Origin of the sequence: Streptomyces sp. NBC_01171 (genome assembly GCF_045039805.1) — a bacterium.
Classification (GTDB): domain Bacteria; phylum Actinomycetota; class Actinomycetes; order Streptomycetales; family Streptomycetaceae; genus Streptomyces.
Genome location: NZ_CP108609.1, coordinates 4,463,001 through 4,488,936, shown reverse-complemented (window position 1 = coordinate 4,488,936; position 25,936 = coordinate 4,463,001). Strand labels below are relative to the sequence as shown.

Genomic DNA, 25,936 nt, shown 5'->3' with positions numbered 1-25,936 from the left:
TTACGGTGTCCCGCCTGGCACTCTGCGTGTGCGAGTGCCAGACTTCCCCGGCCAGTGTACGGCCGTGGGGTGCTCACCGGGCAAGGTCGGTGCGGTCCGCCCGGCTTGTCCGCCGTTAGCGTCCGGGTATGACGGTGACTTGGGAAGACCTCGGATGGGAGCGGCTGGCCGAAGGGGTGGGCCGGTGCCGGCTGCCGGGCTGGGACTGCACGGTGGGGCTGGTCGTGGGCGCGGACACGGCGCTGGTGGTGGACGCGGGGTCGAGCCTCGCCGAGGGGGCCGCGCTGCGGGCCGCCGTGCGGACGCTGGCCGGACGGGATGTGACCCATCTCGCGCTGACCCACCCGCACTTCGATCATGTCCTGGGCGCCCCCGCCTTCGCCGGGGCGGAGGTCTACGGCGCGGTCGGGCTGGACGTGGTGTTCCGCCACGAGCGGGAGGCGCTGCGGCGGGACGCGGTCGAGCACGGTGTCCCGGCCGGGGAGGCGGAGGCCGCGGTACGCGCCCTGGTGCCGCCCGCGCACGCGGTGTCCGGCGAGTGGACGCTCGACCTCGGCCGCGGCCGCCAGGTGCTGCTGGCCAACGTCGGCCCCGGCCACACCGCCCACGATCTCGCGGTGCTGGTGCCCGGCTCCCCCGAGGTCGTCTTCTGCGGCGACCTGGCCGAGGAGTCCGGGGAGCCGCAGGCGGGCCCGGACGCGGTGCCGTCCCGCTGGCCGGACGCGCTGGACCGGCTGCTGGCCCTCGGCGGCGAGGACGCGCTGTACGTACCCGGTCACGGAGCGGTGGTCGACGCGGCCTTCGTACGGCGCCAACGCGACGCCCTGGCAGCGCGTTTCGGCGTGTCCTGAGTACCGGGCGGCGACTTCTCCTATCGTCTGCGGAATGCGCGACTACTCCCCCGACCTGACCGCCCCCTGGAAGAAGCCGCAGCCGGTGCCCGAGGTGGCGGCGGAGGCGGGACTGGTGGTGGAGGAGCCCGGTACCGGGTTCTGCGGGGCGGTGATCCGCTGCGAGGCGGGCACGGTGACGCTGGAGGACCGTTTCGGCAAGCACCGGGTGTTCCCGCTGGAGCCACGCGGCTTCCTGCTGGAGGGCCGCCCGGTCACCCTGGTCCGTCCGGCCGCCGCCCCGGTGAAGCCCGCCCGCACCGCCTCCGGCTCGGTCGCCGTGCCCGGCGCCCGCGCCCGCGTGGCCCGCGCCGGCCGGATCTACGTCGAGGGCAGGCACGACGCCGAGCTGGTCGAGAAGGTGTGGGGCGACGACCTGCGCATCGAGGGCGTCGTCGTGGAGTACCTGGAGGGCGTGGACGACCTGCCCGCCATCGTGGCCGAATTCGGCCCCGACGCGGACGCCCGCCTGGGTGTCCTGGTGGACCACCTGCTGCCCGGCACCAAGGAGTGGCGCATCGCCCAGTCGGTCACCAGCGACCACGCCCTGGTGGTCGGCCACCCGTACATCGACATCTGGGAGGCCGTGAAGCCGTCGGCCGTCGGCATCCCCGCCTGGCCCCGCGTCCCCCGAGGCCAGGACTGGAAGAAGGGCGTCTGCAAGGCCCTGGGCTGGCCGGAGAACACCGGTGCGGTGTGGCAGGCGATCCTGGCGAAGGTGACGTCCTATCGGGACCTGGAGCCGGAGCTGCTGGGGCGGGTGGAGGAGCTGATCGACTTCGTCACAGCCGAGGCGTAATGGCCCGGTTCAGTCCACCAGATCCCGCACCACCGCGTCCGCCAGCAGGCGTCCGCGCAGGGTGAGGGTGGCGCGGCCCTCGGCGTAGGGGGCGGGGTTCAGGAGGCCGTCGGTCAGGGCGCGGGCGGCGGCTGTCAGGCCGGCCGGCTTCAGGAGGGACAGCGGGACGCCGTCGCGCAGGCGGAGTTCCAGGAGGATGCGTTCGACTCGGCGGTCCTCCTCGGAGAGGAGTTCGCGGCCCGCGCCGGGGGTGCGGCCCGCGGCGAGGGCGGCGGCGTAGGCGCCGGGGTGCTTGACGTTCCACCAGCGCACTCCACCGACGTGACTGTGGGCGCCGGGGCCCGCGCCCCACCAGTCGGCGCCGCGCCAGTACAGCTCGTTGTGCAGGCAGCGGGCCGCCTCGGAGGTGGCCCAGTTGGAGACCTCGTACCAGTGCAGGCCCGCCGCGGTGAGCATCTCCTCGGCGATGAGGTACCGGTCGGCGTGCACGTCGTCGTCGGTCATCGGGACCTCGCCGCGCCGGATGCGCCGGGCGAGCTGGGTGCCCTCCTCGACGATCAGGGCGTAGGCGCTGATGTGGTCGGGGCCCGCGCCGAGCGCCGCCTCCAGGGAGGCGCGCCAGTCGTCGTCGGACTCGCCGGGGGTGCCGTAGATCAGGTCGAGGTTGACGTGCTCGAACCCGGCCGCGCGGGCTTCGGCCACGCATGCCTCGGGGCGGCCGGGGGTGTGGGTGCGGTCGAGGATCTGAAGGACGTGCGGCTTGGCGCTCTGCATGCCGAAGGAGAGCCGGTTGAAGCCCCCCTCGCGCAGGGTGGCCAGGTAGGCCGGGTCGACGGAGTCCGGGTTGGCCTCGGTGGTGATCTCGGCGTCGGGTGCGAGGCCGAACTCGTCCCGGATCGCGCCCAGCATCCGCACCAGGTCCGCGGCGGCCAGCAGGGTGGGCGTACCGCCGCCGACGAAGACCGTACGGACCTCGCGGGGGTCGTCGCCGAGCACCTTGCGGGCGAGCCGGATCTCCTCCACGACGGTGTCCGCGTAGTTGTCCCGCGAGGCGAGGACACCGCCCGTGCCGCGCAGCTCGGTGGCGGTGTAGGTGTTGAAGTCGCAGTAGCCGCAGCGGGTCGCGCAGTACGGGACGTGCAGATAGAACCCGAGGGGCCGCTCGGCGGCGCCGGCTAGCGCGGCGGCGGGCAGCGCGCCGTCGTCGGGGACGGACTCGCCGTCGGGGAGTGCGGAAGGCATGTCCTCCATTGTCCCGCACCGCGCGCCGGCCCCGTTCACTGCGCCTGGAGCACCAGCAGGGCGAGATCATCCTCGGGTGCGTCCTCACCGAAGCCGTGCACGAGGGCGCGGATGCGGTCCGCGATGTGCTCGGCGCTCAGGCCCGTACAGCCGGAGAGGGCCCGGGCGAGCCCGTCCCCGTCGTCGAACTGGTCGGTGCCGGACCGGCGCTCGGTCACCCCGTCGGTGACGCACAGCAGGCTGTCGCCGGGGCGCAGCTCGATGGTCTCGCTGGTGTAGGTCTCGTCCTCGACGACGCCGAGCAGGGTCTGCGGGCGGGCTGCGGTGCTGACCCGGCCGTCGGGGCGCAGCACCAGGGGCAGCGGGTGTCCGGCGGAGGCGAGGGTGCAGCGGACGCCGCCGTCGACGGGGGTCAGCTCGCCGTAGAGCAGGGACAGGAACCGGGTCTGCGGGCCGTCGCCGGGGGCGAAGGGTCCGCCTCCGGCGGCGATCAGGGCGCGGGCGGCGGCGTCGGCGGCCTCGGTGGCGTCGTCCAGGAGGAGCTGGTTGAGGCGGTCGAGGACGTCCGCGACGCCGTACCCCTCGCGGGCGAGCAGCCGGAGCCAGGGGCGGGCGAGCCCGATGACGACGGCGGCCTCGGGGCCCTTGCCCTGCACGTCGCCGACGGCGAAGCACCAGCGGCCGTGTCCGGCCGGGAAGAGGTCGTAGAAGTCGCCGCTGGGGCCGCCCTGGTCGCGGGGCTCGTACACGAGGGCGCTGGTCATGCCGGGGATCTCGGCGACCGCGCCGGGCAGCAGGCCGCGCTGGAGGACGGCGCTGATGGTGGCCTGGCGGGCGTACTGGCGGGCGGCCCCGATGGCGAGGGCGACCCGGCGACCGAGGTCCTCGACCAGGCCGGTGACCTCGTCGGGGAAGCCGAGCAGTCCGCAGCGGCCGATGAGGAGGGTGCCGAGCGGGCGGCCGCCGGCGACCAGGCGGTAGGCGAGGGCGGTGCCGTGGGCGCCCTCGGGGCCGAGCGCGGTGCCGGGCCAGGGGTAGGACTCGGGGCCGGAGGGCACGGTGTGGGGGGAGCGCGGGGGTTCCTTCTCCAGGGCCCGCTGGAGGTCCTCGATGCGGGCCTCGCTGGTGTGCCAGACCCGGGCGGGGCCGTCGCCGCCGCTGCGTACGGTCGCCTCGTCCTCCAGCCAGATGGCGCACCAGTCCGCGAGCCGGGGCACGATCAACTGGCCGGTGAGGGCGGCGACGAGGTTCTCGTCGAGCTGTCCGGCGAGCAGGTCGGAGGCTTCGGCGAGGAAGGTGAGCGCACCCCGGCCGAGCCAGTCCCGGTCGCCCGCGGCGCGCTGCGGCTGCGGGGCGAGGGCCTCGGCGGCGACCAGGGCGGGGGCGGGCGCGGGACCGTCGGGCTCCTGGGCGCCGCCGGGCGGCAGACGGGCCCAGACGGTCTTGCGGCCGGTGCGGTAGGTGACGCCCCAGGACTCGGCGAGCGTGGCGACCAGGCGCAGCCCGCGCCCGTGCTCGGGGGTGTCGTACGGGGCCTCGTCGGCGGGGTCGCGCGGGGCGCGGGCGGGGTGCTGGTCGTGGACCTCCACGACGAAGGCGCCGCTCTCCTCCAGCCGCCAGTCGACCTCGACCTCGGTGCCGGCGTGGACGACGGCGTTGGTGACGAGTTCGCTGACGACGGCGGTGGCGTCCTCGCCGAGCCGGGCGGCGCCGTCGGGGCCGGTGAGGCCGAGGCCGGCCCAGTCGGTGAAGGCGGCGCGGACCAGGGCGCGGACCGAGCCGGGGGCGGCGGGGCTGCCGGGGAGGGTGGCCCGGCCCTCGGCGAGCGGGCGCGTGCCGGAGGGCGCCGGCGCCTCGTCCGCCCCGGCGCCGCCCGCCCGCTGCGCGGGTATGGCCGCCATGTCCATGCGGCCAGCGTGACAGACAGGCGGGACGCATAAGCACCGAGTCACCGAAGTGAACGCTCGTGACGGCGAACTGTGTTACCGCCCGGCCAGAAGGCGGTCAATTCCGGTCATGGCCGAAAGAGACCCGTCGGGGCGGCCGAAAAACCACCCCGGTGGGTGCTCCTCACGCCTCGCGGGCCCCGTTGTACATCTCGTCGATCAGGCCCTTGTACTCCCGCTCGACCACGGGCCGCTTCAGCTTCAGGCTGGGCGTGATCTCGCCGTGCTCCACGTCGAGGTCGCGCGGCAGCAGCCGGAACTTCTTGATGGTCTGCCAGCGCTGCAGCCCCTCGTTGAGCTGCTTCACGAAGCCGTCGACCAGTTCGACGGTCTGCGGCGCGGCCACCACCTCGGCGTACGACTTGCCCTCGAGTCCGTTCTCGGCGGCCCACTGGAGGATCGCGGCCTCGTCGAGCGCGATGAGGGCGGTGCAGTAGTTCCGGTCGGCGCCGTGCACCAGGATGTTGGAGACGTAGGGGCAGACCGCCTTGAACTGGCCCTCGACCTCCGCGGGCGCCACGTACTTGCCGCCCGAGGTCTTGATGAGGTCCTTCTTGCGGTCGGTGATGCGCAGATAGCCGTCGGCGGACAGCTCGCCGATGTCGCCGGTGTGGAACCAGCCGTCGGACTCCAGCACCTCGGCGGTCTTCTCGGGCTGCTGGTGGTAGCCCTCCATGACGCCGGGGCCGCGCAGCAGGATCTCGCCGTCGTCCGCGATGCGCACCTCGCAGCCGGGCAGCGGCTTGCCGACCGTGCCGGTGCGGTACGCCTCGCCGGGGTTCACGAAGGAGGCGGCCGAGGTCTCGGTGAGGCCGTACCCCTCCAGGATGTGGATGCCGGCGCCCGCGAAGAAGTAGCCGATCTCGGGGGCGAGGGCGGAGGCGCCGGAGACGCAGGCGCGCAGTCTGCCGCCGAACGCCTCGCGCAGCTTGCCGTAGACCAGGGCGTCGGCGGCCTTGTGCTTGGCGGCCAGCGCGAACGGCACGGAGGCGGTGCCGGTGCGGCGGAAGCTGTCCTGGGACGCCTTGGCGTACTCGCGGGCGACCTCGGCGGCCCACTGGAAGATCTTGTACTTGGCCGCGCCGCCCTCGCGGGCCTTGGCGGCGACGCCGTTGTAGACCTTCTCGAAGATGCGCGGCACGGCGGCCATGTAGGTCGGCCGGACCACGGGCAGGTTCTCGATGATCTTGTCCACGCGGCCGTCGACAGCGGTGACGTGGCCGACCTCGATCTGGCCGGAGGTGAGCACCTTGCCGAAGACGTGGGCGAGCGGCAGCCAGAGGTACTGCACGTCGTCGGCGGAGACCAGGTCGGTCGACCCGATGGCCCGCGCCATGTAGGCCCAGTTGTCGTGCGGCAGCCGCACGCCCTTGGGGCGGCCGGTGGTGCCGGAGGTGTAGATGAGGGTGGCGAGCTGGTCGCGGGTGATCGCGCCGACCCGCTCCTTGATCAGCTCGGGGTGCTGCTCCAGGTAGGCGGTGCCGCGCTTCTCCAGCTCGGCGAGGGTGATCACCCAGTCACCCGTCTCGGCGCCCTCCGGGTCGATCACGACGACCTTGGTCAGCGCGGGCAGCTCCGCGCGCCGCTCCAGCGCCTTGGCGACCTGGGCGGCGTCCTCCGCGATCAGCACCCGGCTCTCGGAGTCGGACAGGATGAACGACGACTCGTCGGCGTTGGTCTGGGGATAGACGGTGGTGGTGGCACCGCCCGCGCACATGATGCCGAGGTCGGCCAGAATCCACTCGACCCGGGTCGACGAGGCGAGCGCCACCCGCTGCTCGGAGGCGATCCCCAGCTCGATCAGGCCGGCCGCGATCGCGTACACCCGCTCCGCCGCCTGGCCCCAGGTCAGCGACCGCCACTCGTCGGGGCCCTCGCCGGAGGCCGCCGGTACCGGGTACCGGTACGCCTCGGCGTCCGGTGTGGCCGCCACGCGCTCCAGGAAGAGGGCTGCCACGGACGGCGGACGGTTCTCGATCAGGGTCTGTGTGTCGCTCACGACATCCTCCGGGGCCCGCGACGGTGCGGCTGACTCGGTGCGGCTGGGTGGACTCACGCTGGTTCGAAGCTGTTGTTTAACCCGCGAGTAACTAGCGAGCAGGGATCAGGGTAAGGGGCGACCGGCCACCGCGTAAGAGGCCACGGCCTGTCACTTCGCACCGGAACCCCATCGAGATCCACCCCCGGACGGCCCCCGGTACGAGCGAGGGCCCGCCGTACGTGTGTACGACGGGCCCCACTTCGCCCGTTTCGCTCCGACAACTCGGCGCGGCTGCGGGCTACTTCTTGCCCTTGCCCGAGCTTCCGGCGCCGTCGTCACTGGAGAGCACCGCGATGAACGCCTCCTGGGGAACCTCCACGGAACCCACCATCTTCATCCGCTTCTTGCCCTCCTTCTGCTTCTCCAGCAGCTTCCGCTTACGGGAGATGTCACCGCCGTAGCACTTGGCGAGGACGTCCTTGCGGATGGCGCGGATGGTCTCACGGGCGATGACCCGCGAACCGATGGCGGCCTGGATCGGCACCTCGAACGCCTGCCGCGGGATCAGCTCGCGCAGCTTGGCGACGAGCCGGACACCGTAGGCGTACGCCTGGTCCTTGTGGGTGACCGCCGAGAAGGCGTCCACCTTGTCGCCGTGCAGCAGGATGTCGACCTTGACCAGGGAGCTGCTCTGCTCGCCCGTGGGCTCGTAGTCCAGCGAGGCGTAGCCGCGGGTCTTGGACTTGAGCTGGTCGAAGAAGTCGAAGACGATCTCCGCGAGCGGCAGCGTGTAACGGATCTCGACCCGGTCCTCGGAGAGGTAGTCCATGCCGAGCAGGGTGCCGCGCCGGGTCTGGCACAGCTCCATGATCGAGCCGATGAACTCGGACGGCGCGAGGATCGTGGCGCGCACGACCGGCTCGTACACGTCGCTGATCTTGCCCTCGGGGAACTCGCTCGGGTTGGTCACCGTGTGCTCGGTGCCGTCCTCCATGACCACGCGGTAGACCACGTTGGGCGCGGTGGCGATGAGGTCGAGGCCGAACTCGCGCTCCAACCGCTCCCGGATCACGTCCAGGTGCAGCAGGCCGAGGAAGCCGACGCGGAAACCGAACCCGAGGGCGGCGGAGGTCTCCGGCTCGTAGACCAGGGCGGCGTCGTTGAGCTGGAGCTTGTCCAGCGCCTCGCGCAGCTCGGGGTAGTCGGAGCCGTCCAGCGGATACAGGCCCGAGAAGACCATCGGCTTGGGGTCCTTGTAGCCACCGAGCGCCTCGGTGGCGCCCTTGGCCTGGCTGGTGACGGTGTCACCGACCTTGGACTGGCGGACGTCCTTCACACCGGTGATCAGATAGCCCACCTCGCCGACGCCGATACCGTCGGCCGGGCGCATCTCCGGCGAGCTGACGCCGATCTCCAGCAGCTCGTGGGTGGCGCCGGTGGACATCATCCGGATGCGCTCACGCTTGTTGAGCTGGCCGTCGATGACACGGACGTACGTCACGACACCGCGGTAGGAGTCGTAGACCGAGTCGAAGATCATCGCGCGGGCGGGGGCGTCCGCGTCGCCGACCGGGGCCGGGATCTCCTTGACGACCTTGTTCAGCAGCGCGTCGACGCCGAGGCCGGTCTTCGCCGAGACCTTCAGCACGTCGTCGGGGTCGCAGCCGACCAGGTTCGCCAGCTCCTCGGCGAACTTCTCCGGCTGCGCGGCCGGCAGGTCGATCTTGTTGAGCACCGGGATGATCTTGAGGTCGTTCTCCATCGCCAGGTACAGGTTGGCGAGGGTCTGCGCCTCGATGCCCTGAGCGGCGTCGACGAGGAGAACGGTCCCCTCGCAGGCGGCCAGCGAACGCGAGACCTCATAGGTGAAGTCGACGTGGCCCGGCGTGTCGATCATGTTGAGGATGTGCGTCGTGCCCAGGTCGGGGCCCTCGGTCGGGGCCCAGGGCAGACGCACCGCCTGGGACTTGATCGTGATGCCGCGCTCGCGCTCGATGTCCATGCGGTCGAGGTACTGAGCACGCATCTGCCGCTGCTCGACCACACCGGTGAGCTGGAGCATCCGGTCGGCGAGCGTGGACTTGCCGTGGTCGATGTGCGCGATGATGCAGAAGTTGCGGATCAGAGCCGGGGCGGTACGGCTCGGCTCGGGCACATTGTTAGGGGTCGCGGGCACGCAGGGTCCTGTCTCTTGAGGCGCCTTATGCCTCGGGTCGGATCTATACGTAGCTTCCATGGTCCCACGGGGAGCGACCGGGGAGCGTTTTGGGCCGCCGTCGGGGCCGCTGGTACTGTAGAGCGCTGTGCCTCATGCCCTCTCAGCGCGAGGCGCGACGATAAATTTCTGGATCACCGGTACGGGACCTCCAACGGGCCCGTGCCTGAACCTGTAAAGGCTTCTTTCGTGGCGAACATCAAGTCCCAGATCAAGCGGATCAAGACCAACGAGAAGGCTCGGCTGCGCAACAAGGCCGTCAAGTCCTCCCTGAAGACCGCGATCCGCAAGGCCCGCGAGGCCGCTGCCGCGGGTGACGTCGAGAAGGCCACCGAGTACCAGCGCGCTGCCGCGCGTCAGCTCGACAAGGCCGTCTCGAAGGGCGTCATCCACAAGAACCAGGCCGCCAACAAGAAGTCGGCGCTCTCGGCCAAGGTCGCGGACCTCAAGGGCTGAACCTCCTTCTGATCTGACCGCCGGAGGGACTCAGAGCGGGCCCTCTCTATCCGCTCCCGTCCGGCATCCCGAAGCCACACGCGGCCTGCGTTCGCCACGCGGGTGTGGCTTCAGCAGCTTGGTCCCAAGGCCCCGGTTCCCTCCCCTTCCAGGGAGGCGCCGGGGCCTTCGGCATGTCTGAGCCCCGGGCAGGGGTGTGGGTGAGGGGGTTGGCGCGGGCCCAGGTGTGCGGCTCGGGCCCGCGCCGCGTTGCCGCTACGCCCGCCCTCGGGAGCGCGCCGCCCTGGCGATGGTGACGACCGCCTTCTCCAGCGCGTACTCGGGGTCGTCGCTGCCGCCCTTCACACCCGCGTCGGCCTCCGCGACCGCGCGCAGCGCCACGGACACCCCGTCCGGCGTCCAGCCCCGCATCTGCTGCCGGACCCGGTCGATCTTCCACGGCGGCATGCCCAGCTCACGGGCGAGGTCGGCCGGCCGGCCCCCGCGCGCCGAGGACAGCTTGCCGATGGCCCGCACGCCCTGGGCCAGCGCACTGGTGATCAGCACCGGTGCCACCCCGGTCGACAGCGACCAGCGCAGCGCCTCCAGCGCCTCCGCCGTACGCCCCTCCACCGCCCGGTCGGCGACGGTGAAGCTCGATGCCTCGGCGCGGCCGGTGTAGTAACGGCCGACCACGGCCTCGTCGATCGTGCCCTCGACGTCGGCCACGAGCTGGGCCGCCGCGGAGGCCAGTTCGCGCAGGTCGCTGCCGATCGCGTCGACCAGCGTCTGGCACGCCTCGGGCGTCGCGGACCGCCCGAACTCCCGGAACTCCCCTCTCACGAACGCCAGCCGGTCGGCCGGCTTGGTCATCTTCGGGCAGGCGACCTCGCGGGCGCCCGCCTTGCGGGCCGCGTCCAGCAGGCCCTTGCCCTTCGCACCACCCGCGTGCAGCAGGACGAGCGTGATCTCCTCGGCGGGCGAACCGAGGTACGCCTTGACGTCCTTGACCGTGTCGGCAGAGAGATCCTGGGCATTGCGTACGACCACGACTTTGCGCTCGGCGAAGAGCGAGGGACTGGTCAGCTCGGCGAGGGTGCCGGGCTGCAACTGGTCCGGGGTGAGGTCGCGTACGTCCGTGTCGGCGTCGGCGGCCCGAGCGGCGGCCACCACCTCCCGCACGGCACGGTCGAGCAGGAGGTCCTCCTGGCCCACGGCAAGGGTCACCGGGGCGAGAGGGTCGTCATTCGCAGTCTTTCTTGCCATCACTGACAGCATCCCACGCGGCACCGACAACCAAGCGGGCCGCGCACCCTGGCCGTTCCCTGAGCGGACCCCGAGACGGAGGTCAGGGGCGTGGAGGGCGCGTAGGGCGGGAGTGGACGGAGGGGCAGGGCGCGCGGGCTCACGGCTCCTCGCGCCAGCCCTCCCACTCGGCGGCGAAGGCGTCCAGCTCGGCGGGGTCCAGCCGGGCAGCCTCGTCGCGCAGGACCAGCAGCCACTGGGCGTCCTCCGCGTCGTCCTCGCCGGCCAGCGCGTCCCGCACGAGCCGGGGCTCCTCGTCGACTCCGAACCGCGCCCCGAGCGCCTCGGCCGCCTCCTCGGCGGCGTCACGGTCGGGGAGCACCAGCACATGTCTCACATCACTCACGGGGCCATTGTCCGGCACGGCGAGGAGGCCGGGACGCGGGGCGGCTGTCGCCGGCTCTCAGCCCCTCGGCACGATCTGCACGTCCAGGTCGACCCGGAGGCTCGGCCCGATCGCCGCGATGCCAGAGGCCGGCGGCCCATGCGCCGGAAGTCACCCGAATTGGCCGCCCAGGCTCGCGCTCCGCACCGTGGGCACCGCAATCAGCCCGATCCCGAACCCGTCCCGGTACACCGCGAGCACCTCCTCGTCCGAGCCCAGCTCACGCGCCTCCTTCCGCCCCTCGGCGTCCGTGGTCGTCAACGTCCGTCCACTGAGCGTGATCCGCCCGCCGTCCGCCGTGATCCGCGAGCACACCAGGGACCGGGTGAAGTGCGACTCCGGCGAGGTCGAGTGCCACCACGCTCCCCCGCGGAAGTCCGGGAGCCTCCGGGGCCGCGTCTCCAGCCGGTACTGCGGCTTGCCGTCCCGCAGCACGTCCAGGTCCCCGCCGCCCGCCTCCACCACCCGGAACGTCCCACCGGGGTCCGCCTGGTCCCCGCGCTCGGCGAAGGCCAACGGGCAGTGGCTGTGCGCCCCGAAACCCACATCGGCGATGAGGTCGTCGCCCTCCACCGTCCGTACCCGCAGGGCGAGATGGTCGTACGGGATACCGAGCCGCCCCTCCTCTCCGTGGACCCGGCCTGCGAGGAGTTGGACCTCGTAGCCGAGGGAGGTGAGCAACAGGCCGAAGGCGCCGTTGAGTTCGTAGCAGAAGCCGCCCCGGCGGGCTCCGACCACCTTCTCCAGCAGGGCTGCCTCCTCCAGGACGACCGGCTCGCCCAGGTGGATCGACAGGTTCTCGAAGGGCACCGTCTGGAGGTGGCGCAGGTGCAGGTCCCGCAGGGCGTCGGTGGTGGGGCTCGGGGGGTGATCCGCGCCTAGGCGCTGGAGGTAGGCGTCGACCTGGCTGGGTTTCATGTGTTCAGTGTGGTGGGCGGTGCGGCGCTCAGTCCCGCATCACCTTCATCCCGCCGTGTGGTCCACCCGTCCCGGTCAGGGCGAGCGCGCCGTCCCGGTCCGTGCGCAGCACCGTGGCTCCGGCGGCGCGGAGGGCGGCCACGGTGGAAGGGGCCGGGTGGCCGTACGGGTTGTCGGTGCCGCAGGAGATGAGGGCTACTCGGGGGGCGGCGAGGCGGAGGAGGTCGGGGTCCTGGTAGGCCGAGCCGTGGTGGGCGACCTTCAGTACGTCCACGTGGGCCAGGTCGGCTGCCTGCGGTGTGCGGAGCAGCTCCCGCTGGGCTGGGGGTTCGAGGTCGCCGAGGAGGAGCAGGCGGAGGCCGGCGGTGTGGGCGAGGAGGATGATGCTGGCGTCGTTCGGGCCGTCGGGGGGCACCGGTTCATCGGCCCGTGGCCACAGGACGCGCCAGGTGAGAGGGCCCGCTCGGCGTTCCTCGCCTGCCCCGGCCGTGGTGAGGGGGATGTGGCGGGCGGCGGCCTCCCGGCGTACGGACTCGGCCTGGTCGGCGGGTTCGGCGAAGCCCGTGGTCTCGATCGCGGCTACCGACCGGCCCCTCAGTACTCCGGAGAGCCCTCCTACGTGGTCGGCGTGGAAGTGGGTGAGGACGACGAGGGGGATGCGGGTGACGCCCAGCTCGCGCAGGCAGCGGTCGACCGGCGCCGGGTCGGGTCCCGCGTCCACGACGACAGCGGCGCCGGGTCCGGCGGACAGTACGGTGGCATCGCCCTGGCCGACGTCGCACATGGCGAACCGCCAGTCGGGCGGGGGCCAGCCGGTGACCGCGCGGGTCAGCGGGGCGGGGCGTACGACCACCAGCAGCAGGAGCAGGACGAGCGCCCCGCACCACCAGGGGTGCCGGATCAGACGCCGCCCGAGGAGGACGAGGACCACGGTGACGGCGGCCAGCAGCAGCGCCCCCGGCCAGCTTCCCGGCCAGTCCACCCCCGCGCCGGGCTGGGCCGCGCCGGTACGGGCCACGGTGGCGATCCATCCGGCGGGCCAACCCGCGCACCACGCCAGCACCTTGGCCAACGGCATCGCCACCGGTGCCGCCGCCAGCGCCGCGAACCCGAGCACGGTCGCGGGGGCCACGGCCAGCTCCACCAGCAGGTTGCACGGCACCGCCACCAGGCTCACCCGCGCCGACAGCACCGCCACGACCGGCGCACACGCGGCCTGCGCCGCCGCGGCCGCCGCCAGCCCCTCCGCGAGCCGGGCGGGCACCCCGCGCCGCAGCAGGGCCTCGCTCCAGCGCGGCGCCAGCAGGAGCAGCGCACCGGTCGCCAGCACCGAGAGGACGAAGCCGTAACTCCGGCTCAGCCAGGGGTCGTACAGGACGAGCAGGAGTACGGCCGTGGCCAGTGCCGGTACGAGCGATCTGCGGCGACCGGTCGCCAGGGCCAGCAGGGCGACGGAACCGCAGGCCGCCGCCCGCAGCACGCTGGGGTCGGGGCGGCACACGATCACGAACGCCAGGGTCAGCGCGCCCGCGATCAGGGCGGTGGTGCGCAGGGACAGGCCCAGAAAGGGCGCGATGCCCCGGCGTTCGGCGAGGCCGGCCATGCCTGGTGGGCCGATGAGCAGGGCCAGCAGGATCGTGAGGTTGCTTCCCGAGACGGCCAGGGTGTGCGCGAGGTCGGTCGCCTTGAAGGCGTCGTCCAGCTCGGGGGTGATACGTGAGGTGTCTCCGACCACCAGGCCCGGCAGCAACGCCCGCGCGTCCGGGGGGAGTTCCTCGGTCGCCTCGCGCAGCCCGGCTCGGAGCCGGCCCGCCAGGCGTTGCGGGGCGGTCGGCCCCGATGCGATCTCCGGTGGCGGCCAGCTTCGTACGCGCAGGACGGCAGCGGTACGGTCACCGGCCGTCGTGGGGGGTGCGAGTCTGCCGGTCAGGTGGAGTCGGGTGGAGGGGAGCAGCCGGAGCCAGCCCGCCCGTGCCTCGGGTCCGCCGCCGTGGGCTCCGGGCGCAGGCACGTCGGCGTCCACGACGAGAAGTACGGGGCTTCGGGTGAGGGCCCCCTCCCCTCCCCCCACCCCCTCCTCCCCCACCCTCCGCACCTCACCCCGCGCCAACACCCCCACCGGCGCCGCGTGATCCCCCCGCACCCGGGGCTTGCTCAGCCACGGGTCCCCGGTCAGCTCCACCTCGACCGCCACCGTGCCGAACCTCCGCGCCACCTCCGGCACCGGTCCGCGCCGCACATCCGCCCCGTGCAGCCCCGCCGAGACGGCGGACGCGACGACACAGAGCAGTACCGCCGCGCCCGGAGCCCGGTACCGGCCGGGCCCCACCCGGAGCAGCGCGACCCCGACGACGAGGCAAGCGCCCGCCACCCCCAGGCTCCACGCCGGCGGAACATCCAGGACCAGCGCCGCCGTCGCCCACGCGGCGAGCGCGGGACCTGCGAGCCGCAGATCGACCGGGCCCTCCTGCCGGGGATGGGAGTCGCCCTTCCAGCCGGGGTCGGAGTCGGACTCAGCCCTCACGGCCCCACCCGAGCCCGGAGATCCGAGAACCGCCGGTCACCGATGCCGTCCACCTGGCGCAGCTCGTCCACCGAGCGGAAACCGCCGTGCTGGGTGCGGTAGTCGATGATGCGCTGAGCCAGCACCGGTCCCACACCGGGCAGCGTGTCGAGCTGCTCCACCGTCGCCGTACCGAGCGAGACCGGAGCCGAGGAAGCCCCGCCGGCCGGCGCCGCACCCACCCCTACCGGAGGCGGAGCACCCGACGCCCCCACCACGATCTGCTCCCCGTCCACAAGGAAACGAGCCCGGTTCAGCCCCTCCTCCCGCACCCCCGGCCGCACTCCCCCGGCAGCCTTCAGCGCGTCGGCCACCCGCGACCCCGACGGCAGCCGCCGAATCCCCGGATCACGAACCTTTCCGCTGACGTCCACCACGATCTGTCCACCCGGCGAAGCGGACGCGGAAACACCCCCCGACCCCTCCGCCCCCTTCACCCGCACCGGAGCCTCACGCACCACCTGCGGCGCACTCACGCTCTCCGTACGCCCCGCCCAGAAATGCTGACCGGCAAGCACAGCGGCCAGCGCCAGCACCACCCCGAGCGCCAGCACCCCCCGCCGCTCCACCCCGCACCGCGCCTGCACCCACATCGGCACCCGGTCCCGCAGCGCGAGCCCGGCCCGTTCACGCCAGCCGGAATCGGCACCCTGGGCCCCGGCGTCCAAGCTCCCCGGCGGCCCACTCCCCGACTCCCCCGGAGCCTCGCCGAACAACTGCCCGGCCCGCCGCCGCACCTCCTCCCCCGGCACCGGCGCCCGATGCCGCGCCCGCCCCCGCCCCCGTTCGGGCGGACGCCGATGCCGCACACGGCTGTCGGAGGTGGGCCCCCTGCCGGGACCGCTGGTCGGAGTGGCTGCACGGGTCAGTGATCGAAGTGTCATGACCCGAGGATCGGACACCCCGCCCCAAAAAGTGGATCTTGGTCAATTCCGGTGGAGAAGCCCCCGGTTGTGGACAACTCCGTCACCCACACGAGCCGCGCCCGCCCCAACCGAACGCCCAAGGACCGCCGGCACTCCTCACCGAGGCGAGACCACGACCCCCAGCAACCCAGGCCCCGTATGCGCCCCGATCACCGCCCCCACCTCGCTGACGTGCAACTCCGCCAGCCTGCCCACCCGTTCACGCAACCGGTCCGCCAACACCGCGGCCCGCTCCGGCGCGGACAGATGATGGACGGCGATGTCCACCTCCGCACCCCCGGCCCGCTCCACCACGATCTCCTCCAGCCGGGCGATCGCCTTCGAGGCGGTACGCACCTTCTCCAGCAGCTCGATCCGCCCGTTCTCCAGCCGGAGCAGCGGCTTCACGGCGAGGGCGGAACCGAGGAGGGCCTGGGCGGTGCCGATGCGGCCGCCCCGGCGGAGATAGTCGAGGGTGTCGACGTAGAAGTGGGCGGAGGTGCCCGCGGCGCGCTTCTCGGCGGCCGTCACCGCTTCGTCGACCGTGCCGTCGCCCTCCGCGGCCTCGGCGGCGGACAGGGCGCAGAAGCCGAGCGCCATGGCGACCATGCCGGTGTCGACGACCCGGACCGGCACCGGTGCCTCGCGGGCGGCCAGTACGGCCGCGTCGTAGGTGCCGGACAGCTCGGCGGACAGGTGCAGGGAGACGATGCCGTCCGCGCCCGTGTCCGCGACCTCGCGGTAGGTGCGGGCGAACTCCTCGGGGCTGGGGCGGGAGGTGGTGACCGGGCGCCGTTTCTGGAGGGCCTGGGCCAGGGAGCGGGTGGAGATCTCGGTGCCCTCTTCGAGCGCCTGGTCGCCGAGGACCAGGGTCAGCGGCACCGAGGTGATGCCGTGGCGCTCCATCAGCCCCGGCGGCAAGTAGGCCGTTGAATCGGTGACGATAGCGACATGGCGGGACATGAGCTGGAGGTTACCTGCCGTGGCTCCGGCACGGCAGTCCAGCCCCGGAGGAGGGCACCTGAGGGTCAGGCGGTGCTCTCCGGGCGCGGCTTCTTCTGCCAGGGGTAGGCGGGCCTGGCGGCGGGCGGGGTGATGGCCTGGGCTTCCGGTTCGTGGGGCCAGGTCTGGCGGCGGGTGGCCGCTTCGTCGGTGGCCGGGGCCTCGGGCCAGGGGGCGGTGGTCTGCGCCGAGGCGTTGGTCCAGTGCCGCAGGGCGCCCGCCTCGATGTCGATCTGGGAGCTGAGGGCGTCGAGGTCGTCCTCGGCGAAGCGGCTCGCGCGGTCGCGGGCGGCCCAGCGCAGGGAGTCGGCGGAGGCGGTGATGCGCTCGGTGCGGGTGCGCAGCTCCGGCAGGCGGGCGGTGAGCGTGGCGCGGTCGGGCTCGGACTCCAGGTGCTTGAGTACGACGTCCAGCTCGCGGCCGTGCACGCTGAGGCGCTCGAAGAGGCCGAGGGACTCCTTCAGCGAGGCGTCCTCGGCCGGGCCCGCGTGCAGCGCGTCCTGGGTGGCGCGCATGGAGGTGCGCAGGGTGAGCCGGAGCTGGGCGATCTCCCCGGCGGGGCCGGGGCGGGTGAGCGACTTGGCGCGCAGGGAGTGGTCCTCGACCGTACGGCGGCCCTGGGCGATGGTGCGGTCCACGCTGCGCTTGGCGGCGCCGACCGCCTTCACCGTGGCGTAGGTACCGAGGACGACGAGCAGCACGAAGAGCACGGCGAACACGGTGATCACTGCTTCCATGACGCGTTCCTCCTCAAGGCGCGGCTGCGAGCCGCCTCGCTCTGCGCCGCCTCGTTCTCCACGGTAAACGCAGCGGGCAGGCCCCGGGTTCCATCGGAACCCGGAACCTGCCCGTAGGGGATCACCCCGACACTCGCCCCGGCACCCGAAGCACCGGGCCCTCAGCGAGGCACGACCTCTCAGCCGCTGACGATGTTGACCAGCTTGGGCGCCCGCACGATCACCTTGCGGATCGGCGCGCCGCCCAGTGCGGCGACGACCTTCTCGTCGCCCAGCGCGGCCTTCTCCAGCTCCTCGTCGGAGATGTTCGGCGGCACCTCCAGGCGGGCCTTGACCTTGCCCTTGATCTGCACGACGCAGGTCACGGTGTCGTCGACCAGGTAGCGCGGGTCCGCCACCGGGAAGTCCTGGTGGACGACGGAGTCGGTGTGGCCCAGCTTGCGCCACAGCTCCTCGGCGATGTGCGGGGCCAGCGGGGCGATCATCAGGACCAGCGGCTCGGCGACCGTGCGGGGCAGGACGCCGCCGCTGCCGTACGCCTTGGTGAGGTGGTTGTTCAGCTCGGTGACCTTGGCGATGGCCGTGTTGAAACGCAGCCCCTCCAGGTCCTGGCCCACGCCGTCGATCGCCTTGTTGAGGGCGCGCAGGGTGTCCTCGTCGGGCTCGGCGTCGGTGACGGTGAGGGCGCCGGTGCTTTCATCGACGATGTTGCGCCACAGCCGCTGGAGCAGCCGGAACTGGCCGACCACCGCGCGGGTGTCCCAGGGGCGGGAGACGTCCAGCGGGCCCATCGCCATCTCGTACAGGCGCAGGGTGTCGGCGCCGTACTCGGCGGCGATCTCGTCCGGGGTGACGGCGTTCTTCAGGGACTTGCCCATCTTGCCGAGCAGCCGGGAGACCTTCTCGCCCTGGTACCAGAAGGCGCCGTCGCGCTCCTCGACCTCGGCGGCGGGGACGGCGATGCCGCGGCTGTCACGGTAGACGTACGCCTGGATCATGCCCTGGTTGAACAGCTTGTGGAACGGCTCCGCGGACGAGACGTGTCCCAGGTCGAACAGGACCTTGGACCAGAAGCGGGCGTACAGCAGGTGCAGTACGGCGTGCTCGGCGCCGCCGACGTACAGGTCGACACCGCCGTGCGGCAGGCCCTCGCGCGGGCCCATCCAGTACTGCTCGATGGCGGGATCGACCAGCTCGCGGTCGTTGTGCGGGTCCAGGTAGCGGAACTCGTACCAGCAGGAACCGGCCCAGTTGGGCATGGTGTTGGTCTCGCGGCGGTACTTCTTGGGGCCATCGCCCAGGTCCAGGGTGACGTGGACCCACTCGTCGTTGCGCGAGAGCGGGGTCTCGGGCTGGGTGTCGGCGTCGTCGGGCTCGAAGGTGCGCGGGCTGTAGTCCTCGACCTCGGGCAGCTCCAGCGGGAGCATCGACTCGGGCAGCGCGTGGGCGATGCCGTCCTCGTCGTAGACGATCGGGAAGGGCTCGCCCCAGTAGCGCTGGCGGCTGAACAGCCAGTCCCGCAGCCGGAAGTTGACGGTGCCCTCGCCGATGCCGGCCTCGGACAGCCACTCGGTGATGCGGGCCTTGGCCTCGGGGACGGCCAGGCCGTCCAGGGTGACGGAGTCGCCGGCGGAGTTGACCAGCTTGGCGTCGTAGGAGGCGAAGGCGTCGTCCCAGGTGGAGGTGTCGGTGCCGCGGCCGTCGGTCGGCTCGACCACGCAGCGGATCGGCAGCTCGAAGGCGCGGGCGAACGCGAAGTCACGCGTGTCGTGGGCGGGGACGGCCATGATGGCGCCGGTGCCGTAGCCCATCAGGACGTAGTCGGCGATGAAGACCGGGACCTGCTCGCCGTTGACCGGGTTGACCGCGAACACACCGGTGAAGACGCCGGTCTTGTCCTTGGCCTCGGCCTGGCGCTCCACGTCGGACTTGGCGGCGGCCTGCGCGCGGTAGGCGGCGACGGCCTCGGCCGGGGTGGCGTGACCGCCGGTCCACGCCTCGTGGGTGCCCTCGGGCCACGCCTCGGGGGTGAACTTCTCCACCAGCGGGTGCTCCGGCGCCAGCACCATGTAGGTCGCGCCGAACAGGGTGTCGGGGCGGGTGGTGAAGACGGTGATGCGCTCGCCGTCGACGGGGAAGTCGACGCGGGCGCCCTCGCTGCGGCCGATCCAGTTGCGCTGCTGGAGCTTGATGGCCTCGGGCCAGTCCAGCCCGTCCAGGTCCTCCAGCAGGCGGTCGGCGTAGGCGGTGATGCGCATGTTCCACTGGCGCAGCTTGGCCTTGAAGACCGGGTAGTTGCCGCGCTCGGAGCGGCCGTCGGCGGTGACCTCCTCGTTGGCCAGCACGGTGCCCAGGCCGGGGCACCAGTTGACCGGCGCGTCGGAGGCGTAGGCCAGCCGGAACTCGCCCAGGACGTCGGCGCGCTCGGCGGCGGTCAGCTCGCTCCACGCGCGCGTGTGGCCCGGTACGGGGCGCTCACCGGACTCGAAGAGGGCGACCAGCTCGGAGATCGGGCGGGCCTTGTTCGCCTCGTCGTCGTACCAGGAGTTGAAGATCTGGACGAAGATCCACTGGGTCCACTTGTAGTACTCCGGGTCGATCGTGGCGAACGACCGGCGCTTGTCGTGGCCCAGGCCCAGCCGGCGGAGCTGGGCCTTCATGTTCTCCATGTTGGCCTCGGTGGACACGCGGGGGTGCGTGCCGGTCTGCACCGCGTACTGCTCGGCGGGCAGGCCGAAGGCGTCGAAGCCCAGGGTGTGCAGGACGTTGTGCCCGGTCATGCGCTGGAAGCGGGCGTAGACGTCGGTGGCGATGTACCCCAGCGGGTGGCCGACGTGCAGGCCCGCGCCGGAGGGGTAGGGGAACATGTCCATGATGAACTTCTTGGGCTTCGCCGCCAGCTCGGCGTCGTCCGCCAGGTCGCCGGTGGGGTTCGGCGCGGCGTAGGTGCCGTCGACGTCCCAGAAGTCCTGCCAGCGTGCCTCGATCTCGGCCGCCAGGGCGGCCGTGTAGCGGTGCGGCGCGGCCTCCGCCGACGCGGCAGCGGTAGCGGCGGGGTTCGTCTCGCTCATGATCCTCAAAGCTCCATCGATCGTCTCTGCCCGCGGAAACGAAAAAGCCCCTCACACAGGAGGGGACGCCGCGCCGATGCCGACCGTCCGGTGCGACCGGTGGTCGGTACTGATCAGCGCGGCTCGCTAAGCAGAAGGCGTACAGCACGCATGGCGCTAGGGTACCGCAGCCCTTGAGCAAGCCGCGACGCGCTTGCGTATGCAGGTGAGACATGTCCGTACGGCCGCCAGATCTGAATCCGGGTCAAGGATTACTTCGCGTAACAGTCAGTAAGGGACGACGCCGCAGGTGATTCGTCCTTTGATAACAACGCAATAACTCAAACCTCGTACTGATCGGTATGGCTCCACCTAGAGTTCGGCAGCGGGACCGCCTTCCCGAAACTGCTCGGAGTTGCCCCCATGAACGCTCGTCGTAGTAACAGCTCGCTCCCCAAGCCCGGCCGGTCGGCCTATGGGGTGGCGTCCGCTGTCGTCCTGCTGCTCATACCGGTGATCGTGCTGGTGGGAGGCAGTCAGTTCCAAGAGTTCCTGAACTTCGGGGCGGGCGTGCTGTCCCTCGTCTCGCTGAGCTGTTCGGTCATCTGGGGCCTGGTCGCCCAGGACCGGGTGCTGCTCAACACCCGCCAGCGGATCATCGGCCAGGCGGTGCACCGGACGACGGCGGTCGCCTCGATCGCGTTCCTGCTGCTGCACATCACCACCAAGATCGCGCTGGACCACACCAAGCTGATCGCGGCCCTCATCCCCTTCTCCCTCGGCGTCACCGGCAGCGGCGGCCTGATCGGCCTGGGCTCCCTGGCCGGCCTGCTGATGGTCTTCGTCGGCGTCACCGGCGCCCTGCGCAGCAACTTCGCCACCCCGGCCCCCGTGGCCGCCCGCTGGCGCGCGATGCACATGCTCGCCTACCCCGCGTGGTGCGCGGCCCTGGTGCACGGGCTCTACGCGGGCCGCCAGGCCAAGCCGATCTTCGTGATCCTCTACGGCCTCTCCCTGCTCGGCGTGATGGCCGGCCTGGCGCTGCGCGCCGCTCCGCGCCCGGTCAAGCGCAGGGTCGCCGACCGCCTGGTCGATCTCTTCGGCGGCGGCGACTCCTTGGACCTGGACCGCCTGGAGGCGAGCCGGAGCCGCAGGAACGAGCCGGGCTTCGACAACCGCCGCGAACCCCGCCGCGCCCCCGAGACCCCGTCCGGCCCGCTGTACCAGTCCCCGGCCGCCCCCGCGCCGGACCCCGGCTTCGCCGCCGCCTACCGCACCGCGAACGGGCCGGGCCAGCAGTCCTACGGCGGCCAGGGCGGACGCCGGGACACCCCCCTGGACGCGCAGCCCACCGAGGCCATGCCCCGCATGAACACCACCGGCCCCGCGTCGAGCTGGCCGGTACCGTCCCCGCCCCCGGTCGGCGAGGCCCCGCCCTCCTCCTACGACCCGCTCCAGGACACCGGATACAACGTCCCCGCCTATGGCAATCCGGGCACCCCCGGATACGGCGGAAGTGATGTGTACGACACCGGTGAGACGAACGCCCGCTACGGGACGTACAACTCCTCCGAAACGTTCAACAGCGGTCCCGCCTCTGAAGCGATCCCCGGCGCCGGATACGACGCGCCGGGTTCGGGCGAGCCCTGGAACACGCCTTCCGGAGGCTATAGGTGAACGAGGCCCTTCCCGACGTCCCCGAGGTCCGCGTGGTCGGACTTCCCCAGCTCACGTCGGGTTTCGACCTTGTGGAGCGGCTCGACCTGCCCATGCATCTGAAGGTGCACGGGCCGCTCGAGCCGCTCGGCGGTGAGCAGCTCGCGCAGCTCGCCGAGAAGATCCATCTCAAGGGGCGCGGCGGCGCGGGCTTCCCCTTCCACAAGAAACTCCGCTCGGTCGCCGAGTCGGCGATCAAGAAGGGCGTACGGCCCGTCGTCGTCGTCAACGGCAGCGAGGACGAGCCGGCCTGCCGCAAGGACACGGTGCTGATCAACCGTGCCCCGCACCTCATCCTGGACGGCGCGCTGCTGTGCGCCGAGGCGATGGGCGCGCGCACGCTGGTGATCGGCGTGACCCGCGAGTCCACCCAGCGCTCGATGGAGGCGGCCCTCGCCGAGCGGGGGCTCAGCAATTCGCGCCGCTCGGCCCTGCGCGCCTGGGTGCAGCGCAACCCGGTGCGCATGGTCACCGGCGCCGCCGCCTCCCTGATCCGCTCGGTGGACGGTGGCCCGGCGATCCCGCCCGGCCGCAAGATCAGCGCCTCGCAGAGCGGCGTCGGCGGGGTGCCCACCCTGCTCTCCAACGCGGAGACCTTCGCCCAGTTGGCCATCGCCGCCCGCATCGGCCCCGAGCGCTATGGCAACACCGGTCTGTACGACGAGCCGGGCACGGTGATGCTGACGGTGTCCGGCGCGGTCGCCCGCCCGATGGTGATCGAGGCCCCCACGGGTGTGCCGCTGCGCTACATCCTCCAGCTGGCCGGCGCCCCGCCGGTGCCGCAGGGCGTGCTGACCGGCGGTTACCACGGCAAGTGGATCGACGCGGCGACGGTGAACGAGGCGGTCGTCTCCCGCAACTCGCTGGACGCGGTGGGCGGCGCGCTGGGCGCGGGCGCGATCCTGCCGATCAGTCAGGAGACGTGCCCGCTGGGCGAGTCGCTGCGGGTGGCGCAGTGGCTGGCCGACGAGAGCGCCGGGCAGTGCGGCCCGTGCTACCTCGGACTGCCCGCCGCCGCGCGGGGCATGGAGGACATCATCAACGGCGGCGGGCCGGCCGCGCTGGAGGCGCTGAAGCAGGTCGCCAAGAACGTGAAGCGGCGCGGGGCGTGTTCGCACCCGGACGGCTCGGCGATGTTCCTGGAGTCGACCATCAAGGCGTTCACGGACGATCTGGCCGCCCATGTCCTGGGCAACGGCTGCGGACGCCCCGTGGAGGGCGTGCTGCCGCTGTTCGAGGGCGGTCAGCTCCCAGCCGGGATCACGGGCGGCGCGGCGCCGGAGGAGTCCGGCGGCAGCCGCCAGAAGATCTACGTCGACTGGACGCTGTGCCGGGGCCACGGGCTGTGCGCGGACATCCTCCCGGAGGTTTTCGAGCTGGGCGCGGACGGCTTCCCGACAGTCGCCCAGGCCCAGGTCCCGCGCTACGCGGAGGCGAAGGCGCTGCGCGCGGTACGGCGCTGCCCGGCGCTCGCCCTGCGCATCGAGGAGGACACCCGCGGCCAGGCGCCCGCGCGGAACCTCCCGGTGGTCTCCCAGGGCCGGGGGCGGCGCGCACTGGGCCGCTGAGGCGACCGGGCGGGCCGCCCGAGAACGGACGGCCCGCCCGGCGGACAGGAAACTGCCAACACGACGAAGGCGGACCGTCTTTACGACGATCCGCCTTCGTTTTCTGTGGAGCTAAGGAGAATTGAACTCCTGACCTCCTGCATGCCATGCAGGCGCTCTACCAACTGAGCTATAGCCCCGTGCTGTTTTCCGCCCGGTTTCCCCGGCGGCGAAGCCAACATTACACGGACCCTGGGGTGGAACACCAAATCGGTTCCCACCCCGGCCCCGCACTCGATCCACACACGGACGGAATGTCCGTTATGCCGTGACGAAGGAGTAGAACCGCTTGAGCGTGCAGTGCTCCTCCAGCAGCCGGCCGTAGATCGGCTCCCCCTCGAGTTCGCGGTACGTCTCGATGGGGTCGCCTTTTATGATCAGCGCCCGTGCGCATTCCTCGCACCAGTACTGGTAGTCGGGGTTGATCGGCTCCATGTCGCGGACGATCGGGGTGCCGCTCCCGCACCAGTCGCACTTCCGCCTGTGTGCACCCATCGCTCAGCTCCAGCTGTGGCCGCAGGCCACGTGCGCGGAACCTCCAAGGATGCTCGCAGGCATCGCCACTCCCTCCCGTCGGGCCGAGCCCCCTTCCGGCCGTCTGATTCTGCCACGGCCGGGCCTGCACGGTCAGCGACGCCTCAGTACCGGTCCGGACACGGTCGCCCCCCGGCGAAGACCGTTCACAGAGGTATACGACCATGGAACGCGAACGACTCAAGCAGGGAGAAGCAGAAGATCCCGCCCCTCGAAGGGACGGGATCTTCATCACCGATCTCTGAACACTCGGCAGGAGTGTCGATCTGTGGAGCTAAGGAGAATTGAACTCCTGACCTCCTGCATGCCATGCAGGCGCTCTACCAACTGAGCTATAGCCCCTCGCGTTCTTCCCGCTCCGCGGGCCGAACAAGAAGAACTTTAGCCTGTGACCTGCCGGAAAGTGAAATCCGGGTCCCGAGGCCCTCACCTGCGGGCTTCGGCACGGCTCAGTCGTCGTCGCCGAGCACCGGCTCGGGCAGGCTGCCCGCGTTGTGCTCCAGCAGCCGCCAGCCGCAGGCACCCTCGCCGAGCACCGACCAGCAGCAGTTGGTCAGCCCGCCGAGGCTCTCCCAGTGGTGCGACTCCAGGCCGAGCAGCCGGCCGATCGTCGTACGGATGGTGCCGCCGTGGCTGACCACCACGAGGGTGCCGTCCTCGGGCAGCTTCTCCGCGTGCCGCAGCACGACGGGGGCGGCCCGGTCGGCGACCTCGGTCTCCAGCTCGCCACCGCCGCGCCGGACCGGCTCGCCGCGCTTCCAGGCGGCGTAGTCGTCGCCGAACCTGGCGATGATCTCCTCGTGCGTCAGGCCCTGCCAGGCGCCCGCGTAGGTCTCCCGCAGCGCCTCGTCGCGGACGACGTCGAGGCCGGTCAGGGCGGCCAGCTCGTCGGCGGTGTCCGAGGCGCGCCTGAGGTCCGAGGCGATGATCGCGTCCGGCCGCAGCGAGGCGAGCTGCCGGGCGGCCCTGCGGGCCTGGGCGATGCCGGTCTCCGTCAGCTCCACGTCCGTGGTGCCCTGGAAGCGGCGTTCGACGTTCCACGCGGTCTGGCCGTGCCGCCACAGGATGACGCGGCGGCCCCGGCCGGTGCTGTCGGTCACCTCACCGGTGGCGCTCATCAGCGCTCCTGGCCGGGCTCGTCACCGGCCTCGTCCGCGTGCAGCTTGGCGTGCTCCTCGGCCTTGCCGCGGGTGGCACGGGCCTCCTCGGGCAGCTCCAGCTCGGGGCAGTCCTTCCACAGGCGCTCCAGGGCGTAGAAAACGCGCTCCTCGCTGTGCTGGACGTGGACGACGATGTCGACGTAGTCGAGCAGGATCCAGCGGGACTCGCGGTCGCCCTCGCGGCGGACGGGCTTGGCGCCGCGCTCCTTCAGCAGGCGCTCCTCGATCTCGTCGACGATCGCCCGGACCTGGCGGTCGTTCGGCGCGGAGGCCAGCAGGAACGCGTCCGTGATCGACAGCACGTCGCTGACGTCGTAGGCGATGACGTCGTGGGCGAGCTTGTCGGCGGCCGCCTGGGCGGCGGTGTTGATGAGGTCGAGAGAACGGTCGGTGGCGGTCACTGTGTGGCTTTCGTTCGAGGACGGGGTGCGGTTTGCGAAGACTCGGGGTGGGCCGGCCGGGCGCGGGGCGCTGTCCGGAGGCACCAGGACTCCAAGGGTCTCACGCGCGGCCGGGCCCACCCCACGTGTTCCGGTGCTCACGTGG

General features: G+C 72.1%; 20 protein-coding genes and 2 tRNA genes. 5 read left to right on the top strand and 17 right to left on the bottom strand.

Annotated features, from left to right (window positions below; translation table 11 throughout):
* The first annotated feature begins 128 nt into the window (after window positions 1-128).
* Together OG448_RS20645 and OG448_RS20640 are read left to right on the top strand one after the other, a co-directional pair.
* On the top strand, window positions 129-851 hold the full coding sequence (locus OG448_RS20645) for an MBL fold metallo-hydrolase (RefSeq protein WP_405555838.1): 723 nt from the start codon (window positions 129-131) through the stop codon (window positions 849-851).
* 34 nt (window positions 852-885) lie between these two features.
* Window positions 886-1,689 carry a DUF3097 domain-containing protein gene (locus OG448_RS20640; protein WP_405555836.1) on the top strand — a complete coding sequence of 268 codons (804 nt, stop codon included), beginning with the start codon at window positions 886-888 and terminating at the stop codon, window positions 1,687-1,689.
* A gap of 9 nt (window positions 1,690-1,698) precedes the next feature.
* Here OG448_RS20640 and hemW read toward each other — a convergent pair whose 3' ends face one another.
* The 4 genes from hemW to lepA form a co-directional block, all read right to left on the bottom strand.
* Window positions 1,699-2,931, bottom strand: a complete 1,233-nt coding sequence (gene hemW / locus OG448_RS20635; RefSeq protein ID WP_405555834.1) for a radical SAM family heme chaperone HemW — start codon at window positions 2,929-2,931, stop codon at window positions 1,699-1,701.
* 35 nt (window positions 2,932-2,966) lie between these two features.
* Window positions 2,967-4,832, bottom strand: a complete 1,866-nt coding sequence (locus OG448_RS20630) for a SpoIIE family protein phosphatase (RefSeq protein WP_405558870.1) — start codon at window positions 4,830-4,832, stop codon at window positions 2,967-2,969.
* A 169-nt stretch (window positions 4,833-5,001) separates the two neighbouring features.
* Window positions 5,002-6,876, bottom strand: coding sequence for an AMP-dependent synthetase/ligase (locus OG448_RS20625; RefSeq protein ID WP_405555832.1), 1,875 nt, complete (start codon window positions 6,874-6,876; stop codon window positions 5,002-5,004).
* Window positions 6,877-7,156: 280 nt separating this feature from the next.
* Window positions 7,157-9,034, bottom strand: a complete 1,878-nt coding sequence (lepA, locus tag OG448_RS20620; RefSeq protein WP_405555830.1) for a translation elongation factor 4 — start codon at window positions 9,032-9,034, stop codon at window positions 7,157-7,159.
* 228 nt (window positions 9,035-9,262) lie between these two features.
* Here lepA and rpsT point away from each other — a divergent pair, with 228 nt between their 5' ends.
* Entirely contained in the window at window positions 9,263-9,529 is a 267-nt protein-coding gene (rpsT, locus tag OG448_RS20615; RefSeq protein WP_030814907.1) for a 30S ribosomal protein S20, read from the top strand.
* Between the two features lie 255 nt (window positions 9,530-9,784).
* Here rpsT and holA read toward each other — a convergent pair whose 3' ends face one another.
* The 8 genes from holA to leuS all read right to left on the bottom strand — a co-directional run bounded on the left by holA (window position 9,785) and on the right by leuS (window position 20,394).
* Window positions 9,785-10,774, bottom strand: coding sequence for a DNA polymerase III subunit delta (gene holA / locus OG448_RS20610; RefSeq protein ID WP_030814910.1), 990 nt, complete (start codon window positions 10,772-10,774; stop codon window positions 9,785-9,787).
* 139 nt (window positions 10,775-10,913) lie between these two features.
* A complete protein-coding gene (locus tag OG448_RS20605) occupies window positions 10,914-11,159 on the bottom strand; it encodes a hypothetical protein (RefSeq protein ID WP_037856065.1) in 246 nt (81 codons plus the stop codon).
* Window positions 11,160-11,309: 150 nt separating this feature from the next.
* Complete coding sequence (locus tag OG448_RS20600) at window positions 11,310-12,116, bottom strand: arylamine N-acetyltransferase (protein ID WP_405555827.1); 807 nt, start codon at window positions 12,114-12,116, stop codon at window positions 11,310-11,312.
* A 28-nt stretch (window positions 12,117-12,144) separates the two neighbouring features.
* Complete coding sequence (locus OG448_RS20595; RefSeq protein ID WP_405555825.1) at window positions 12,145-14,640, bottom strand: ComEC/Rec2 family competence protein; 2,496 nt, start codon at window positions 14,638-14,640, stop codon at window positions 12,145-12,147.
* Window positions 14,637-15,563 carry a helix-hairpin-helix domain-containing protein gene (locus tag OG448_RS20590; RefSeq protein ID WP_405555823.1) on the bottom strand — a complete coding sequence of 309 codons (927 nt, stop codon included), beginning with the start codon at window positions 15,561-15,563 and terminating at the stop codon, window positions 14,637-14,639. The genes OG448_RS20595 and OG448_RS20590 overlap by 4 nt, the downstream gene beginning before the upstream one ends.
* Before the next feature lie 138 nt (window positions 15,564-15,701).
* Window positions 15,702-16,547, bottom strand: a complete 846-nt coding sequence (locus tag OG448_RS20585) for a DegV family protein (protein WP_405555821.1) — start codon at window positions 16,545-16,547, stop codon at window positions 15,702-15,704.
* 65 nt (window positions 16,548-16,612) lie between these two features.
* Window positions 16,613-17,323: a hypothetical protein gene (locus tag OG448_RS20580; RefSeq protein WP_405555819.1), complete on the bottom strand. Its 711-nt coding sequence runs from the start codon at window positions 17,321-17,323 to the stop codon at window positions 16,613-16,615.
* Window positions 17,324-17,502: 179 nt separating this feature from the next.
* Window positions 17,503-20,394, bottom strand: coding sequence for a leucine--tRNA ligase (gene leuS / locus OG448_RS20575; RefSeq protein WP_405555817.1), 2,892 nt, complete (start codon window positions 20,392-20,394; stop codon window positions 17,503-17,505).
* A gap of 402 nt (window positions 20,395-20,796) precedes the next feature.
* Between leuS and OG448_RS20570 the strand changes: the two genes are divergently transcribed.
* Both OG448_RS20570 and OG448_RS20565 read left to right on the top strand, forming a co-directional pair.
* Window positions 20,797-22,050, top strand: a complete 1,254-nt coding sequence (locus OG448_RS20570; RefSeq protein WP_405555815.1) for a cytochrome b/b6 domain-containing protein — start codon at window positions 20,797-20,799, stop codon at window positions 22,048-22,050.
* Window positions 22,047-23,657 carry an NADH-ubiquinone oxidoreductase-F iron-sulfur binding region domain-containing protein gene (locus tag OG448_RS20565; protein WP_391291739.1) on the top strand — a complete coding sequence of 537 codons (1,611 nt, stop codon included), beginning with the start codon at window positions 22,047-22,049 and terminating at the stop codon, window positions 23,655-23,657. Before OG448_RS20570 ends, OG448_RS20565 begins: the two co-directional genes overlap by 4 nt.
* 106 nt (window positions 23,658-23,763) lie before the next feature.
* Here the strand turns inward: OG448_RS20565 and OG448_RS20560 are convergent.
* The 5 genes from OG448_RS20560 to rsfS all read right to left on the bottom strand — a co-directional run bounded on the left by OG448_RS20560 (window position 23,764) and on the right by rsfS (window position 25,791).
* A tRNA-Ala gene (locus OG448_RS20560) sits at window positions 23,764-23,836 on the bottom strand.
* A 121-nt stretch (window positions 23,837-23,957) separates the two neighbouring features.
* On the bottom strand, window positions 23,958-24,191 hold the full coding sequence (locus tag OG448_RS20555; protein ID WP_006136074.1) for a hypothetical protein: 234 nt from the start codon (window positions 24,189-24,191) through the stop codon (window positions 23,958-23,960).
* 308 nt (window positions 24,192-24,499) lie between these two features.
* A tRNA-Ala gene (locus tag OG448_RS20550) sits at window positions 24,500-24,572 on the bottom strand.
* Window positions 24,573-24,679: 107 nt separating this feature from the next.
* Entirely contained in the window at window positions 24,680-25,348 is a 669-nt protein-coding gene (locus OG448_RS20545; RefSeq protein ID WP_405555801.1) for a histidine phosphatase family protein, read from the bottom strand.
* On the bottom strand, window positions 25,348-25,791 hold the full coding sequence (gene rsfS, locus OG448_RS20540) for a ribosome silencing factor (RefSeq protein ID WP_030814988.1): 444 nt from the start codon (window positions 25,789-25,791) through the stop codon (window positions 25,348-25,350). Before rsfS ends, OG448_RS20545 begins: the two co-directional genes overlap by 1 nt.
* Between the last annotated feature and the right edge of the window lie 145 nt (window positions 25,792-25,936).